Below are 15040 nucleotides of genomic sequence, written 5' to 3'. Positions count from 1 at the left end.
CTACAAAACTCGGTGTAACAATTTTTTATCTGAGAAAGTAAAAAAGTCATTACTGCGAACCTTGAATTTCAAACCTTTTTTCGCTGCTAATGATTTGTACTGATTTGTTAGATACTCAAAGAGTTGATTAATTGAAACATTACTTTTATCAATACTGATACCTCCGGCATCAATCTTTGCAATATCAAGCAAAGCACCAAGCAAATTTTCGGCAGATCTGAGCGAGTGATCCAAATCATTCACTGTCGAACGTATATCTTCGGGGAGTTCATCACTTTTCTCAGAAAGCAATGAACAAAACAGTTGATTTTTGCTTATATGGTTCCGGCAATATTTATCTCAGTTCAAATTACCGGCAATCCTATTCCACAACTGGCATTTGGTAGTAATCTAGTAGGTCAGGATATTTCTTTACTGGCAAAACTTGATGAAATTGTCACAATGTTAGGATTTAATGCTTTCACTGCGGGCTCCAAAAGTACAACAGACTTGTTATTCATAACTGCTGCTTTAATGGTTGGAACAGCCGGTTTACCTCATGTAATTGTTCGATTCTTCACCGTTCCTGACCTTAAAAAAGAACCATGACAAGGATGAGATTTCCAATTAAACTACAACGCAGGAAATCTCAAAATGAAGAAAAAACGATTTACAGAAGAACAAATAATCAGAGCTATTAAACAGCATGAATCCGGAGTAAAGGTTGATGACATCTGTCGCCAGCTTGGAATTTCCAACGGCACTTTCTACAACTGGCGAAGCAAGTATGCGGGATTGGAAGTTTCAGAAGCCAAAAGGCTCAAAGAATTGGAACATGAAAATGCTAAATTGAAAAAGCTACTGGCTGAAAAGCTTCTTGAGAATGAAGCAATGAGGGATGTTCTCTCAAAAAAGTGGTAAAGCCTGCTGGTAAAAGGCAGATAGCCAAACACATGAAGAAAACCTTTCATCTTAGTGAAAGGTCATCATGTAAATTGGCAGGCATCAGTCGGAGCGGTTTCAGATATCATCATAAATCTGACAAGGATAAAAGTATCAGATTACGTTTGCTGGAATTAGCTAAAAGGCATCCCAGTTATGGCTATTTGTTTTTACACAGTATTCTAAAAACAGAGGGTTTGGTTTGCAATCGCAAGCGGACTTATCGTATATACAAAGAGCTTGGCTTGCAAGTACGGACACGAAAACGAAAAAAACTGGTTCGGCCAAGGTTGCCAATGGTGGTGCCTTCATCAGTGGATATGAGATGGTCTATGGATTTTGTCAGTGATCAACTGGCAAATGGAAGACGGTTCAGGGTACTTAATGTAATAGATGATTATTCTCGTCAGGTTATCGGTCAGCTGGTTTCATTCTCAATAAATGGCCGTCAAGTAGCGGATTTTTTAGACAGACTGATTGATCAGAGAAAGAAACCGAATCAGATAACATGTGATAACGGCACAGAATTTACATGCAAGACCATGTATTACTGGCAACAACAAACAGGAGTAAAGTTGGGCTTTATTCAGCCTGGAAAACCAATTCAGAATGCATTTGGAATTAAACAATGCCGATAACTGGTGGTTTGGAATTTCCCCTGAGGGCATAGGCTCATTAGGAATGATTTTTAACTTTGTGGTTGCTTTAGTCGTCAGCAAAGTCACCGATGAACCACCGCAGGAAATTCAGGATTTGGTTGAATCCATCAGAATCCCTAAAGAAGTATAGTCGCTTCTATGTTCAAAAGCCTGCATCGAATGGTGCAGGCTTTTCTTATTTTAAAGGTTATCAAGTTTATTTTGGAAAAGCCTCATAGGCATTAATGATTTTTTGAACCAAATTGTGTCGCACCACATCTTTCGATTCAAACCAGCTAAAACTAATATCATGAACTTCTTTCAGAACTTCAATAGCATGTTTTAAACCCGAAGTTTGTCCGGGTTTTAAATCAACCTGAGTGACATCTCCCGTAACAACCACAGTTGTACCGAATCCGGTTCGGGTTAAAAACATTTTCATCTGTTCAATTGTTGTATTCTGAGCTTCATCCAAAATGACAAATGCATTGTTTAAAGTACGTCCACGCATAAATGCTAGCGGTGCGACTTCAATAATGTTTTTCTCCAGCATTCTTTCAACTTTTTCAACACCCAACATTTCATACAATGCGTCATAGAGAGGGCGAAGATAAGGATCGACTTTTTCGGATAAATCACCGGGTAAAAAACCAAGCCTTTCCCCTGCTTCCACTGCTGGTCTGACGAGAATAATTCTTTGAACTTGCTGGTTCAATATTGCATCTACAGCACAGGCAACAGCCAGATAGGTTTTTCCTGTTCCGGCTGGACCAATTCCGAAATTAATATCATGCGTAACGATGTTGTGCAGATAGAGTTTTTGATTCAGCGAACGCCCTACTATTGCTCCTTTGCGGGTTTGGATTGTCACTTCAGAAAAATCGGCCTGAGAGTCTTTTTCAGTTTGTGTATTTTTATAGTTTCCCTGAACAATAATATGGACCATTTCAGGATTTAGGGACTCATTAACAGCTTCATCCAACATTAATTGAAGGCAATTTTCAACGACAGAAATGTTTTCTTCTTCACCTTCGATTTGCAGGTGATTTCCTCGTGCATTTATCTTGGTTTGAGTTTTTTTTGCCAGAAGTTTTAAATGTTCATCCTGAAATCCGTATAAATTGGCAAGAACACCATTGTTCACATCTTCGATTTCAATTGTTTTAATCTTATTTTGGACTTCAGTCATTAATTATTATTTTTCCTTGTAATGAGTTGCGATAAGCCTCGGTGATTTCCAAATCTATCATACTGCCAATCAAACGTGGATTACCATCGAAGTTAACAACTCTGTTATTTTCAGTTCTTGCAGCCAGTTGTTTAGGATCTTTCTTGGAAACTCCCTCGACCAAAACTCTTTGAATTGTTCCGACCATTTGTTGTGAAATTTCAGCGGCAAATCCGTTAATAGTTTCCTGCAAAATTTGCAATCTTTCTTTCTTGACCGACATTGGGACTTCATCTTCAATGTTAGCTGCCGGAGTTCCGGGGCGTTTGGAATAAATAAAACTGTAACTCTGATCAAACTTAATGTCATTAATCAATTTCATGGTTGCAGCAAAATCCTTATCCGTTTCACCGGGAAATCCAACAATAAAATCGGATGACAAACTAATATCGGGACGAACTTCTCTGAGTTTGCGAATTTTTTGTTTATATTCCAAGGCGGTGTGGCCGCGTTTCATGGCAGATAAAATTCTGTCTGATCCGCTTTGTACCGGCAAGTGCAGGTAATTGGCTAATTTAGGCTCATGAGCATAAGCCTCAATCAAAGCATCGGTAAATTCAACAGGATGTGATGTCGTGAAACGTATTCTTTCCACTCCGTCAATTGCTGCTACATAATGAATCAAATCCGCTAAATCTGCAACCTCTCCATCATGAGTTGTACCTCGATAGGCATTTACGTTTTGTCCCAGTAAATTAATTTCTTTAACACCTTGTAATGAAAGTTCCATCACTTCTGCCAATACACTGTCCAATGGTCTGGAAACTTCTTCTCCGCGCGTGTATGGAACCACGCAAAATGTACAATATTTACTGCAACCTTCCATGATTGAAACAAAAGCCGAAGCTCCTTCCTTTTTCGGTTCAGGGAGGTTATCAAATTTTTCAATTTCGGGAAAACTAATATCGAGTTGAGCTTTATGTTCAGACTGTACCGCATCAAGCATCTTGGGCAATCTGTGAAGTGTTTGTGGTCCGAAAACCATATCTACATACGGAGCTCTTTTTAAAATATTCTCACCTTCCTGTGAAGCAACACATCCGCCCACCCCAATGATGAGGTTCGGATTTTTGTCTTTAAGTTTTCTCCACCTGCCTAGTTGTGAAAAAACCTTTTCTTGTGCTTTTTCTCGAATTGAACAAGTGTTCAGCAATATAACATCCGCTTCATCTTCGTTCTCAGTTAAAGTGAGCTCATGAGTATCATGTAAAACATCATGCATTTTAGATGAATCATATTCATTCATCTGGCAGCCATGAGTTTTAATAAATAGTTTTCCTTTGATTTTTGCTGTCATTGTTGCTTAATATAAATACTTCTATTCAATGATTTTATCGACTAATTTTACGATAATTTCTGCGGTAACGCCCCAAATTGTATGCTTTTGATGTGGATATACATAGTAATTCACATTTTGTCCTTTATATTTCGCTGTATGTTTACTGCGATTACTTTCCTCAGCAAAGTATTGAAATGGAACTGAAAAAACTTCAGAAACTTCGCTTGTGTTTCTTGTTATTGAAAAATTATCATCCAAAACAGCGACAAAGGGTGTGACATAAAAACCTGAAGCTGTCTGCACATCATCCAGATATCCAACCACATTAATATACTCCTCAGCAATACCAATTTCTTCTCTAGTTTCTCTGATTGCGGCCTGTCTGATTGTCAAATCTTCTTTTTCAAACCGGCCACCGGGGAAGCTCACTTGTCCTGAATGCTTTTTTAAACTCTCAGATCTTTTGGTCAACAGGATATGAAGTTCATCATTTTTCCAGAACAGCGGAACTAATACTGCTGCCGGAAGCAATTCATCATGCCCTGAAGCCTGCCAAATTTCTGTCGGAATCAAATCCGTTTTTAATCTGGCTTTCAAGTTCTGATAGAGGTTCTGTTTATTTTCTGGTTTTAACATAAAAAAACGGGGCATGAATAATCCGCCCCGTATGAATCAATTCTAGGTGGTTCTTATTTATTGATACTCAACAAAGTGATGTCAAAAACTAAAACTTCATTTGGACCAATTGGACTTTGCCCTCTGATACCGAATCCCAACTCAGGTGGAATATAAACTTGCCATTTTCCGCCCGGTCTCATTAAAGGTAAAATTTCCTGCCAACCTTTTAAGCCTTCACTTACTTTCAGCGTTCTTGGTTCGCCTCTGATGAATGTACTGTCAAATTCCTGATAGTTATTTACATCTTCAGTGCCAATGAGTGAACCTCTGTAGTGAATTGTGACTTCGCTATCCATCGTTGGGTGATTACCAACACCATCTTCGATTACTCTGTACTGAACCCCTGATGGAAGCTCTTTAATGCCTTTTTTCTTGCGATTTTCTGCTAAAAATCCATCGCTACGCTTTTTGTTCTCATCCGCTAGTTTTTTGTACATCTCCATTTGTTTCATCTGCATTTTCTTTTCATATCCTTGAACATTCAGCACCATATCCTCTTTTGAAACTGCAGGGTCTTTTTTCGCTGCTGAGTCTCTGATACCTTTGATTGCTTCTTCAACATCCAATTCAAATTCAGATCCTTGTCTGCCGGTAAATTCAATTCCCATACGATAGCCGATCGCATAACTGGCTTTCTTTTTATCAAAAGTTGGTTCTGCATTTTGAGACTTTGCCAAACCGGCAAAAATCACCATCAATACAGCTAATAAAATTTTAAAATTCATCATTTTTCCTCGATGTTGATAATTTTTGAAGTTGCGTATTCTATGCTACAGCACGAATATTCACAACTCCTATAGACATAAATACAGCTATTCAGTTCAATAATTGATACAATATGACGGTTAAATAATTGAGACTTCAAATAATGGAAAACATCCTTTTAGAAACAAATAACAATATCTTAACATTAACTGTCAACAGGCCTGAGAAACTCAATGCTCTCAACCAAAAAACCTTAAAAGAAATTGAAGAAGCAATCAACAACGCTCAAACTGATGAGAATGTTGCTGCAATAATAATCACCGGTAGTGGAGAAAAGTCATTTATAGCCGGAGCCGATATTTCCGAACTCGCTAAAGCCAATGCCGTCACTGGGATGAAGTTTGCCAGTTATGGTCAAAAAGTAATGAATACCATCGAACAATCAGGCAAACCGGTAATCGCTGCCGTTAATGGCTTTGCCTTAGGTGGTGGTTGTGAACTTGCTATGTCCTGCCATATTCGTGTCGCTTCTGAGAGTGCAATGTTCGGACAACCGGAAATCAAACTCGGTGTGATTCCGGGATTTGGAGGAACTCAAAGGTTGGTGCGTTTAGTTGGCAAAGGCAGAGCCTTGGAAATGAACTTGCTTGGCAATATGATTAATGCTCAAAGAGCTTATGAAATTGGCTTGGTTAATTTGGTTGTACCACAAAACGAATTGGCTGAAACTGTTGAAAAAATGGCAAAACAACTAACCTATTCTGCTCCAATTGCAATGCAGTGTATCATTGATTCAATCAATCACGGTGCTGAATGCTCATTACCGGAAGGTTTGGATTATGAAGCCAAGGCCTTTGCTGTAACTTGCGCAACCGAAGATATGAAAGAAGGAACTCAGGCGTTTTTGGAAAAAAGAAAAGCAAATTTTAATGGGAAATAAAAAATGAAGTTATCACTCCTGATTCTGTTTTCAACTTCATTATTGGCACAGAGTATTGCAACCGATGGTTATGGATTAATCGACAAACCTGAACCATTTACAACCGAACAAAGCCAGTCCATGTTCGAGCAAGGTAAGCAAATGTGCAGTAACAATTGTGTCAATGATTTTGGAACAGTATTAGGAGAATCTCAGGGTGTAAAAGCCTATTCAAATTGTCAGTCACAATGCATACATCCTGAGTTTTCATTTCTTAATCTGAATACAAATGAAGTCACTATTCATGCTGAAAACCCAAAAGATGATAATTTGCATTACATAGGATTAGTTTACCAATGTGTCGAATATGCAAGGCGTTGGTGGATGATTAACTATGGTATTACTTTCGGCAGTATTGATAGCGCTCATGAAATCATTTATCTCGAAGAAGGCAAAAGTATTAGAACCAATGAAAACTTTCCACTCGCTCGTTCAATTAACGGAACAGCTAAAATTGCACCCAAGAAAGGAGACTTGTTGGTTTATTATCCGGATAGAAACAACCCGCTTTGGCGTCACGGCCATGTTGCAGTTGTCGTTGATGTCGATGAACAACAAGGATGGATTGCTCTCGCGGAAGAAAATTACAACAACAAACTCTGGCAAAATCCGGAATCCTATTCCCGCAAAATCAGTCTTTTCAAAACCAACGGTTATTACCAAGTCCTTGACATCGAACCGGGAATGTCTGAAAACACTTCCGGAGGTCTGATATCCGGTTGGATTTATCCGCAAACGACCGGAAAAACTACAAAAAACTAATCTGATCAGCCGATTTTACAAACACCTTTGTCTGGTAATAATATTGCCCTGTGTTTGAATTTTTATGCAAAACCCAGATTTTTTGGCGTTTTGCTTCTCCGCTAACTTTGATTTCACTATTCAGCAATTGCTCTTGCAGTTTATCACCGTATTTTTTAGTTAATTGCTGAACGGCTCGCGGTCTGATTGCAATTGTTAAATTCCGCTGATCTTTTGAATCCAACTCAGAATTAAGAAATGTCATTCGTTGAAAATTATCAATTGACTTTACCTGCATTTGGAATTCGCCAATCTGTGAATTGGACTCTGATTCAGATGTCAGTTGAATAGCATTTAACGGCGAGATAAAAACGTCTCCCGAACTTTCAAGATAACTGCAATCAGAAAGTAAAAAAGTTGATAAAAATATCAATCCTAAGCGTTTCATAGCACCACCCTCTTTATTAACACTTGTGATTAATCCTAAGATGATTTTTTAGAGTATATAATCTAAAAAGGAATCATTCTCAATAATTTTAGATTCAATTAGTCTAAAGTTTGGCGATATCTTTTAACTGCGATGATTCCAACAACAAATGTAAAAGCCAATAATGCCATCACATCCTGTGGATACTGGAATATTCCACTACCTTTCAGCATGATTCCGCGGATAATTCTTAAAAAATGAGTCAATGGTAAAATTTCACCGATAGTTTGTGCCCAGATTGGCATTCCACGAAACGGAAACATAATCCTGATAGTAGTATTGATGGCAGAAAGAAGAAAAATGTCAACTGCATGGCTTGCATTTGAGTTCTTGCAACCGTTGAAAAAGTAAAACCAAGTGTTAGATTAGTTAATATGAAAATAATAACAACAATGATTAAACTCAACATATTTCCTACAAACGGGACAGCGAAAACGTAGTGAGCAGCCAATAATATGACAACTGTTTGGACGATACCGATAACCACATAAGGAATAATTTTACCAATCATCACTTCAACAGGTTTCACCGGCATTGCAAGCAAATTCTCTAATGTCCCGGTTTCAGCCTCACGGGTCATTGCCATTGAAGTAATCATAACCAGAGTCATTGTCAGAATAACACCCAATAGCCCCGGGACAATGTTATATTGAGATTTGCCTTCGGGATTATATAGACGATGAACAACAACTTCGACCGGGGTCGGTTTTTGAATCAATAAATTCAAACTTCCTTTTAAATCATGTCTTATAGCCTGATTGACAATCTGAGTTCTGCTCCAGCTACCGCATTTGAAGCTGCTGCGGGGTCTGATGCATCTGCCTCCAGCAGGATTTGCGGTCGTAAACCTTTGATTAAATTAGCAGAAAATCCGGCAGGGATATGAATGGCAAAGGCAACTTCACCTTCTTCCAATAATTGTGAATTTTCAGCAGGACTTGAAGATTTATACTTCACATCATAATAACCCGATGCCTCAAAGCCACTGATAACACTTCGTACAAAAGGTGTTGATTCTTCTGAATAAATTGCTGTTGGTAAGTTTTTAGGGTCGGTGTTAATTGCAAAACCAAATAAAATCAGTTGCATTAGCGGAATCACAAGCATCATGGCGAATGTCATTTTATCACGCGACATTTGAATAAACTCCTTACGGAGAATCGCACTAATGTGTCTGAATTTGTTCAAAACCTCCATATCAATACTTCCTCTGATCTGTACCGGATTTCAGCATTAACGATATAAACGTATCTTCAAGACTAGGTTCAATTTTTTCCCAATGAATATTTAATGATTCAGAATACGATTTTTGGCTGTTTTTGATTGCTTGTTCAAGCTCATTAGAATCAGGGCTACTAATGTGCAAAGCATTTCCAAAATATGCTACATGTTCGATTCCGGAAATATTTTTGAAATATGGAGCTAACTGACGAATATTTTCACCCTGACCTTTGTAGGTAACAAGTCCGGACTCCTTAATCACATCCCGAACCGATCCCTGAGTAATGAGATTCCCATGAGCCAGATAGACAATTTGATCACATCGTTCCGCTTCATCCATGTAATGCGTTGAAACCAGTACTGTTAAACCTTTATTTGACAAATTATGTATCTGATCCCAGAACTCACGCCTCGCCAAAGGGTCAACTCCTGCTGTAGGCTCATCCAATAACAATAACTTGGGAGAATGCATGGTGACTGCTGCCAAAGCCATTCGTTGCTTCCAGCCACCGGATAAGTTTCCTGCAAGTTGTGATTGCCGATGTTGAAGTCCTAACGATTCCAGTGTTTCATCGACTAATTGTTTGAGATTTTTGCTATTGTACAGACGACCTACAAACTCAAGATTCTCCCGAATGGTTAAATCCTTCCAAAAGGAAAACTTTTGAGTCATGTAACCGGTTAATTTTTTAATTTTATCGGATTCATTAATTATATCGAAGCCCAAACAACTTCCTGAACCGGCAGTCGGCTTCAATAATCCACAAAGCATACGAATTGTGGTTGTTTTACCCGAACCATTCGGACCCAGAAACCCCCAAACTTGTCCAAGTGGCATTTTGATATCAACTCCATTAACAACAATCTTGCCATTGAAGTCTTTGACCAACCCTTTGACATCAATTGCCAGAGGGTTGCTATCATGAAAATCTTCGCTCACAGTTTAATATCCACCGGCAAACCGGCATGCAATGAAGATTCTGCTGACAAACGAGCCTCAACTAAAAACACCAGTTTATCTCTGGACTCATTACTATAAATAACAGGAGGAGTGAATTCAACAGATTCCGAAATGTAACTGATTCTTGCTTCAACCGGCTGGCTCATTCCATCGGCTGAAACAGATATTTTTTGATTCAAACTTACATTAACAAGCTCTGATTGCGGAATGTAGAATCTCACTTTATTCAGTTCCGGAAGTTGCAGCTTAAGAACTATCGATGATGGTTGAACATACTCACCCTTATGGTACAACACTTCTTTAACAACTCCGCTTATACCACTGTAAACATCACGTTGAGACAAATTGTATTTGGCAATACTCAATTGCGAGACTATCGCTTCAGCTTGAGCTTGCGCTTGTATTATTTGATCTGACCTTGCTCCTAATTGCGCTAGATTGAGTTTACTCTGCAAAGATTTTATTTGAGCTGCAATTACTTCTTTATTTGATTTGGCAGTATCCAGTTTAGATTGATCTAAAAGTCCCTTTTTAAATAATTTTTCCGCACGAACCAACTCATTTTGAGCCAGTTCAAAACGCGATTGGGCTTCCTGTAATTGGGCATTCATACTTTTCAATTCATCAGGACGAGCACCTTTTTGCATATCATTGATTGAAGCTTTTGCTGCTTCCAGGTTTTTTTCAAGGGTTTTAACTTCATTGACTTGGTTTTCATTATCCAATCGAAACAATAGTTGCCCCGGCTGAATTCTATCTCCCTCCACAATATCATTTTCAATAATCCAACCTGATTGTGGAGAAGCAATTAAACGCAGTTCCTCTTCTATATAACCTGTGATAATTTTGTCTTCGCTCTGTTGTTTCTGGCATGAAACTAGCAACAAAATGAGAATTAAAAATAATGTGGATTTCATATTACGAAATTTTCCAAGTTTCAATAGATATCCGCCATTATCCTTGTTATATCGAAGAATCGCAACTTTCAAATAGGAATACTTATTTTGTAATCAGCAAATGAAACAATTAAGTATCATTGAAAGAATAAGGAGTTAATGTTGTAAAAATAGAAAGTTAATACGAAACTCTTTTAATATCTGCACCGAGTTGGCTGAGCTTTTCCTCAATCACCTCATAGCCACGATCGATAAAGTGAATATCATAAATTTCAGATACACCTTCAGCGACCAAACCGGCAATAACCAGACTTGCCGATGCTCTTAGATCTGTTGCAGTAGTTGGTGCTCCATTCAATTTTTCAACGCCATGAATAACCGCCTGATTATGGGAAACGGTTATATCTGCTCCCATCCGAACCAATTCGTTAATGTGCATAAAACGATTTTCAAATAAATTCTCAGTCACAATCGAATAGCCTGATGCGATTGCATTCAAACTGCAAAACTGTGCTTGCATATCGGTTGGAAATGCGGGATGAGGAGCGGTGTTGATGTTTACCGGTTTAGGGCGTTTACCATGCATATTCAAAGAAACTGAGTCTTCTGTAACAGTAACTTCTGCACCGGACTCACGAAGTTTTATAAGAACAGATTCCAAATCATGAGGAACCACCTTATTTACTGTAACTTTGCCACCGGTAGCTGCTGCTGCAACTAAAAACGTGCCAATTTCAATCCGGTCAGGTATAACTACATGTTCACAACCATAAAGTTTATCAACACCGGTGATTTTCAAAACCGACGTCCCTATACCTTCAATTTTTGCTCCCATATTGATGAGATATTTTGTCAAATCAACCACTTCAGGTTCTGTTGCACAGTTTTCAAGAATAGTTTCACCTTCAGCCAAAGTTGCGGCAATTAGCAAATTTTCCGTACCGGTAACCGTCACTTTATCCATATAGTATTGACAACCTTTCAAGCGGTCAGCTTTAGCAATGATATAGCCGTTTTCCACATGAATTTCGGCACCCATTGCCTCTAGCCCTTTCAAATGAATATCCACCGGTCGGGCACCGATTGCGCAACCTCCGGGTAGAGAAACCTCGGCTCTGCCATATTTAGTTAGCAAAGGACCAAGAGCCAAAATTGATGCTCTCATGGTTTTTACAATCATAAGGTGCTTTTGGATTGGAAATATGATCAGCACAAATTTCGATGTTGGTTGTGTCGTTTATCGTTAAATCCACGCCCATCTGAATGAGCAATTCATTCATGGTGGTTACATCTTCAAGATGCGGTACATTTTTAATTATTGAAGTTCCTGATCCAACTATACTGGCGGCAATTATTGGCAAAACGGCGTTCTTTGCGCCTGATGCCGTTACAGTTCCATTGAGTGCTTTTCCACCTTTGATGACTATTTTTTCCATGATTTAAGCGATTTTATCGTACTCTTCAGGAGTATAAGCCTGAAAGCTGAAAGCATGAATGGTATTTTGCATGGAATCGCCCAATGCTGAATAAACCAAACGATGACGACTGATTTTTATTTTTCCTTCAAACTCTTTTGAAACGATAACTGCTTGATAATGCCTGTTATCATTGCTTTCTACTTTGACATAGTCACATTCAATATGTGCTGCGATTAGTTCTTCAATTTGTGATGGTTCCATGAATAATTCCGTCGTTCGAACATTCTTATGCTTAAATGCCAGATAAGATTGATTCTTGTTTCAAAAGCCCCACATTATATTTTATAATGGCCGGTTGGAATAGCGAAAATTTAATTTTTATGGTGTGTTTTAATGATTGAAGCAATAGCCTATCTGGTATTTGGGCTTATCCTTTTAATTTACTCTGCTGATAAATTCATACTTGGTGCAGCTGCCACGGCCGGTTACCTTGGGGTTTCCAGTATGGTTGTTGGGCTGATTATCATTGGCTTTGGAACCTCTGCGCCCGAAATGGTGGTTTCTGCCATTGCTGCAATGAAAGGAAATCCCGGATTGGCATTAGGAAATGCAGTCGGTTCAAATATTGCAAATATTGCTCTGGTCTTAGGTGTCGGAATAGCCGTAACACCACTTTTAATTGCATCAGCGACCATTAAACGCTTGAACTTCCAATCCTATTGGCTGTGTCTTTATTTGTATTGATACTGATGTGGGATGGTGAACAAAGCCGTATGGATGGTATTATTCTTTTAGCGCATCTATGCTTTCGATGACAAGTTTGGATGGCTTGGCTGGGTTTAAAACAATCGAAAGAAAAAGATATTCTTCAGAAAGAATTTGAAGCAGAAATTCCGCAAGATGTATCAAAAACAGCTGCTTTGTTATGGTTGGCTTTTGGTATCATCATGCTACCGGTTGCATCCATGCTTATTGTTGACGGTGCAACGATTATTGCAAAAATTATGGGGATGTCTGATGTGGCAATCGGCTTAACTATCGTTGCATTGGGAACGTCATTGCCTGAACTTTCTGCAACCATTGCATGTATGCGTAAGAACGAACACGATTTGGCTTTATGGAAATATACTCGGCTCAAATATGTTTAATTTGCTTGGTGTCTTAGGTATCAGTGCGACCATCAAATCATACGAAATGCCGGCGGATTTTCTACAAACTGAATATCTGGTAATGCTTGATTTAACTTTCGCATTGCTGGTATTATCCATGGTCTATGTATCCAAGAACAAACCAATTCCTCGTTTCTATGGGTATTTATTCGTTGCCAGTTATTTAGCTTATATGGTTTGGTTGTATATGAGATCAGTTGCATGATAGATAAAACAGAAGTCCAAACTGAGATACTTGAACTCGCCCGACAGGTTGTCTCAACAGAAAAAAATGCTCTGGACAAACTCCAATTACAATTTGGTGAGGACTTTATACAAGCCATTGGTTTATTGCTGAACTGCCAAGGGCATGTGATTGTGATTGGCATGGGTAAATCCGGCCATATCGGCAATAAAATTTCAGCGACTTTAGCGTCAACCGGAACACCGGCCTTTTCAGTTCATCCAGGTGAAGCCAGCCACGGTGATTTAGGGATGATTACCAAAAATGATACAATTATTTGTGTTTCAAATTCCGGTGAAACCGATGAAATTTTAAGTATACTTCCGGTTATCAAGCGTATGGCAGTTCCAACCATTGCAATAACAGGAAACCCGGAATCAACTTTAGCTAAATTATCAGATGTACATCTATCAATTGCGGTTGGCGAAGAGGCTTGTCCTCTGGGGTTGGCGCCGACAACAAGCACAACCACAACTCTTGTTCTTGGAGATGCTTTAGCAGTCACTTTGCTCAAGCTTAGAGGTTTTACCGAAGAAGATTTTGCACGTTCACATCCGGCAGGTTCTTTAGGCAAAAGACTCTTGCTTAAGATCGATGATTTAATGAGAACCGGGGATGAAATTCCAAAAGTAAATGTCGGTACAAATATCAAAGAAGCACTCTTTGAAATCACCAAAAAACATCTGGGAATGACGGCTATCGTTGATGGCGAAAACAAAGTCAAGGGAATATTCACTGATGGAGATTTACGCCGTGCCTTTGATGAGCAAGTTGACATTCAAAATACCAATATTGAAGAAGTAGCAACACTCAATCCTGTTACCATTAAATCTAATAGTTTAGCAGTATCTGCAGCACAACTTATGGAACAATACAACATCCATAGCTTATTAGTGATTGACGACGCAAACCATCTTATTGGCGCATTAAACATTCATGATTTACTCAAAGCCGGAGTTGTTTAATGGAATACTCTCAGGAAATTTTAAACATTGCAAAAGATATTAAACTGGTCATTTTCGATGTTGACGGTGTATTGACCGACGGAGGAATTTATTTTACCGATGAAGGTCGTGAAATTAAAAAATTCAATGTTAAAGACGGTTTGGGTTTATCCTGGCTAGCCAAAACAGATATAACTGTCGCAATTATTACCGGAAGAACCTCTTCAATTGTGGCGAATCGAATGAAAAATCTGGGAATTAATCACGTTTACCAAGGTCGAATGAACAAACTGGAAACATATCACAACTTGCTTGATGCACTCAAACTCGATCATACCCAAGTTGCCTATGTCGGAGATGATGTGATTGATTTACCAATTATGAAACAATGTATTCTGCCAATTGCAGTTGCCGATGCTCATGACTCGGCAAAATCAGTTGCCAAATTAATCACCAAAAACAAAGGTGGACATGGAGCCGGACGAGAGGTATGCGACCTGTTATTAACCGCACAAGATAAAATTGATGATTTTTCGATTTTGCATCAATAGT

General features: G+C 38.7%; 17 protein-coding genes and 4 pseudogenes. 10 read left to right on the top strand and 11 right to left on the bottom strand.

Features of this window, described 5'->3' with window-relative positions; genetic code table 11:
* Positions 1-291, bottom strand: a complete 291-nt coding sequence (locus tag R3F25_09625) for a hypothetical protein (protein MEZ5497072.1) — start codon at positions 289-291, stop codon at positions 1-3.
* A 12-nt stretch (positions 292-303) separates the two neighbouring features.
* Between R3F25_09625 and R3F25_09620 the strand changes: the two are divergent.
* The 3 genes and pseudogenes from R3F25_09620 to R3F25_09610 all read left to right on the top strand — a co-directional run bounded on the left by R3F25_09620 (position 304) and on the right by R3F25_09610 (position 1710).
* Positions 304-573, top strand: a pseudogene (locus R3F25_09620) (cation acetate symporter).
* 60 nt (positions 574-633) lie between these two features.
* Positions 634-1538, top strand: a pseudogene (locus R3F25_09615) (IS3 family transposase).
* Complete coding sequence (locus tag R3F25_09610) at positions 1531-1710, top strand: hypothetical protein (GenBank protein MEZ5497071.1); 180 nt, start codon at positions 1531-1533, stop codon at positions 1708-1710. Before R3F25_09615 ends, R3F25_09610 begins: the two are co-directional and overlap by 8 nt.
* A 66-nt stretch (positions 1711-1776) precedes the next feature.
* Here R3F25_09610 and R3F25_09605 read toward each other — a convergent pair whose 3' ends face one another.
* Genes R3F25_09605 through R3F25_09590 form a run of 4 tightly spaced genes read right to left on the bottom strand, consistent with a single transcriptional unit; the run spans position 1777 to position 5472 of the window.
* Positions 1777-2748 (bottom strand): PhoH family protein, encoded by a 972-nt coding sequence (locus tag R3F25_09605; GenBank protein MEZ5497070.1) that lies wholly within the window; start codon positions 2746-2748, stop codon positions 1777-1779.
* On the bottom strand, positions 2741-4072 hold the full coding sequence (gene miaB / locus R3F25_09600) for a tRNA (N6-isopentenyl adenosine(37)-C2)-methylthiotransferase MiaB (GenBank protein ID MEZ5497069.1): 1332 nt from the start codon (positions 4070-4072) through the stop codon (positions 2741-2743). Before miaB ends, R3F25_09605 begins: the two co-directional genes overlap by 8 nt.
* Positions 4073-4105: 33 nt before the next feature.
* Entirely contained in the window at positions 4106-4702 is a 597-nt protein-coding gene (locus tag R3F25_09595) for a CoA pyrophosphatase (GenBank protein ID MEZ5497068.1), read from the bottom strand.
* Positions 4703-4755: 53 nt separating this feature from the next.
* Positions 4756-5472, bottom strand: coding sequence for an FKBP-type peptidyl-prolyl cis-trans isomerase (locus R3F25_09590; GenBank protein ID MEZ5497067.1), 717 nt, complete (start codon positions 5470-5472; stop codon positions 4756-4758).
* Positions 5473-5612: 140 nt separating this feature from the next.
* Between R3F25_09590 and R3F25_09585 the strand changes: the two genes are divergently transcribed.
* Positions 5613-6389, top strand: coding sequence for an enoyl-CoA hydratase-related protein (locus R3F25_09585; protein ID MEZ5497066.1), 777 nt, complete (start codon positions 5613-5615; stop codon positions 6387-6389).
* 3 nt (positions 6390-6392) lie between these two features.
* Positions 6393-7190 carry a CHAP domain-containing protein gene (locus R3F25_09580; protein ID MEZ5497065.1) on the top strand — a complete coding sequence of 266 codons (798 nt, stop codon included), beginning with the start codon at positions 6393-6395 and terminating at the stop codon, positions 7188-7190.
* On the opposite strand, the gene R3F25_09575 is transcribed toward R3F25_09580, so the two are convergent.
* The 6 genes and pseudogenes from R3F25_09575 to R3F25_09550 form a co-directional block, all read right to left on the bottom strand.
* The gene (locus R3F25_09575; GenBank protein MEZ5497064.1) at positions 7177-7617 is read right to left on the bottom strand and encodes a hypothetical protein; all 441 of its coding nucleotides are present in this window, start codon (positions 7615-7617) and stop codon (positions 7177-7179) included. The genes R3F25_09580 and R3F25_09575 overlap by 14 nt on opposite strands.
* A gap of 98 nt (positions 7618-7715) precedes the next feature.
* Positions 7716-8853: pseudogene (locus R3F25_09570) on the bottom strand (ABC transporter permease).
* Between the two features lies 1 nt (position 8854).
* Complete coding sequence (locus R3F25_09565; protein ID MEZ5497063.1) at positions 8855-9817, bottom strand: ABC transporter ATP-binding protein; 963 nt, start codon at positions 9815-9817, stop codon at positions 8855-8857.
* Positions 9814-10755: an HlyD family efflux transporter periplasmic adaptor subunit gene (locus R3F25_09560; protein ID MEZ5497062.1), complete on the bottom strand. Its 942-nt coding sequence runs from the start codon at positions 10753-10755 to the stop codon at positions 9814-9816. Before R3F25_09560 ends, R3F25_09565 begins: the two co-directional genes overlap by 4 nt.
* 157 nt (positions 10756-10912) lie before the next feature.
* Positions 10913-12170: pseudogene (gene murA / locus R3F25_09555) on the bottom strand (UDP-N-acetylglucosamine 1-carboxyvinyltransferase).
* A 3-nt stretch (positions 12171-12173) separates the two neighbouring features.
* Complete coding sequence (locus tag R3F25_09550) at positions 12174-12413, bottom strand: BolA family protein (GenBank protein MEZ5497061.1); 240 nt, start codon at positions 12411-12413, stop codon at positions 12174-12176.
* A gap of 132 nt (positions 12414-12545) precedes the next feature.
* Here R3F25_09550 and R3F25_09545 point away from each other — a divergent pair, with 132 nt between their 5' ends.
* The 5 genes from R3F25_09545 (at position 12546) to kdsC (ending at position 15039) form a co-directional block, all read left to right on the top strand.
* Positions 12546-12896 (top strand): hypothetical protein, encoded by a 351-nt coding sequence (locus R3F25_09545; protein ID MEZ5497060.1) that lies wholly within the window; start codon positions 12546-12548, stop codon positions 12894-12896.
* 80 nt (positions 12897-12976) lie between these two features.
* Entirely contained in the window at positions 12977-13300 is a 324-nt protein-coding gene (locus R3F25_09540; GenBank protein MEZ5497059.1) for a hypothetical protein, read from the top strand.
* Complete coding sequence (locus R3F25_09535) at positions 13293-13526, top strand: hypothetical protein (GenBank protein ID MEZ5497058.1); 234 nt, start codon at positions 13293-13295, stop codon at positions 13524-13526. The genes R3F25_09540 and R3F25_09535 overlap by 8 nt, the downstream gene beginning before the upstream one ends.
* Positions 13523-14509, top strand: a complete 987-nt coding sequence (locus R3F25_09530) for a KpsF/GutQ family sugar-phosphate isomerase (protein MEZ5497057.1) — start codon at positions 13523-13525, stop codon at positions 14507-14509. Before R3F25_09535 ends, R3F25_09530 begins: the two co-directional genes overlap by 4 nt.
* Positions 14509-15039, top strand: a complete 531-nt coding sequence (gene kdsC, locus R3F25_09525) for a 3-deoxy-manno-octulosonate-8-phosphatase KdsC (protein ID MEZ5497056.1) — start codon at positions 14509-14511, stop codon at positions 15037-15039. The genes R3F25_09530 and kdsC overlap by 1 nt, the downstream gene beginning before the upstream one ends.
* Position 15040 lies beyond the last annotated feature (1 nt).

The sequence above is a fragment of the Gammaproteobacteria bacterium genome, assembly GCA_041395445.1.
In the GTDB taxonomy this organism is placed as follows: domain Bacteria; phylum Pseudomonadota; class Gammaproteobacteria; order Xanthomonadales; family Marinicellaceae; genus NORP309.
Note: the sequence above shows the minus strand (reverse complement) of the source record. Positions and strands in the feature narration are given on the sequence as shown.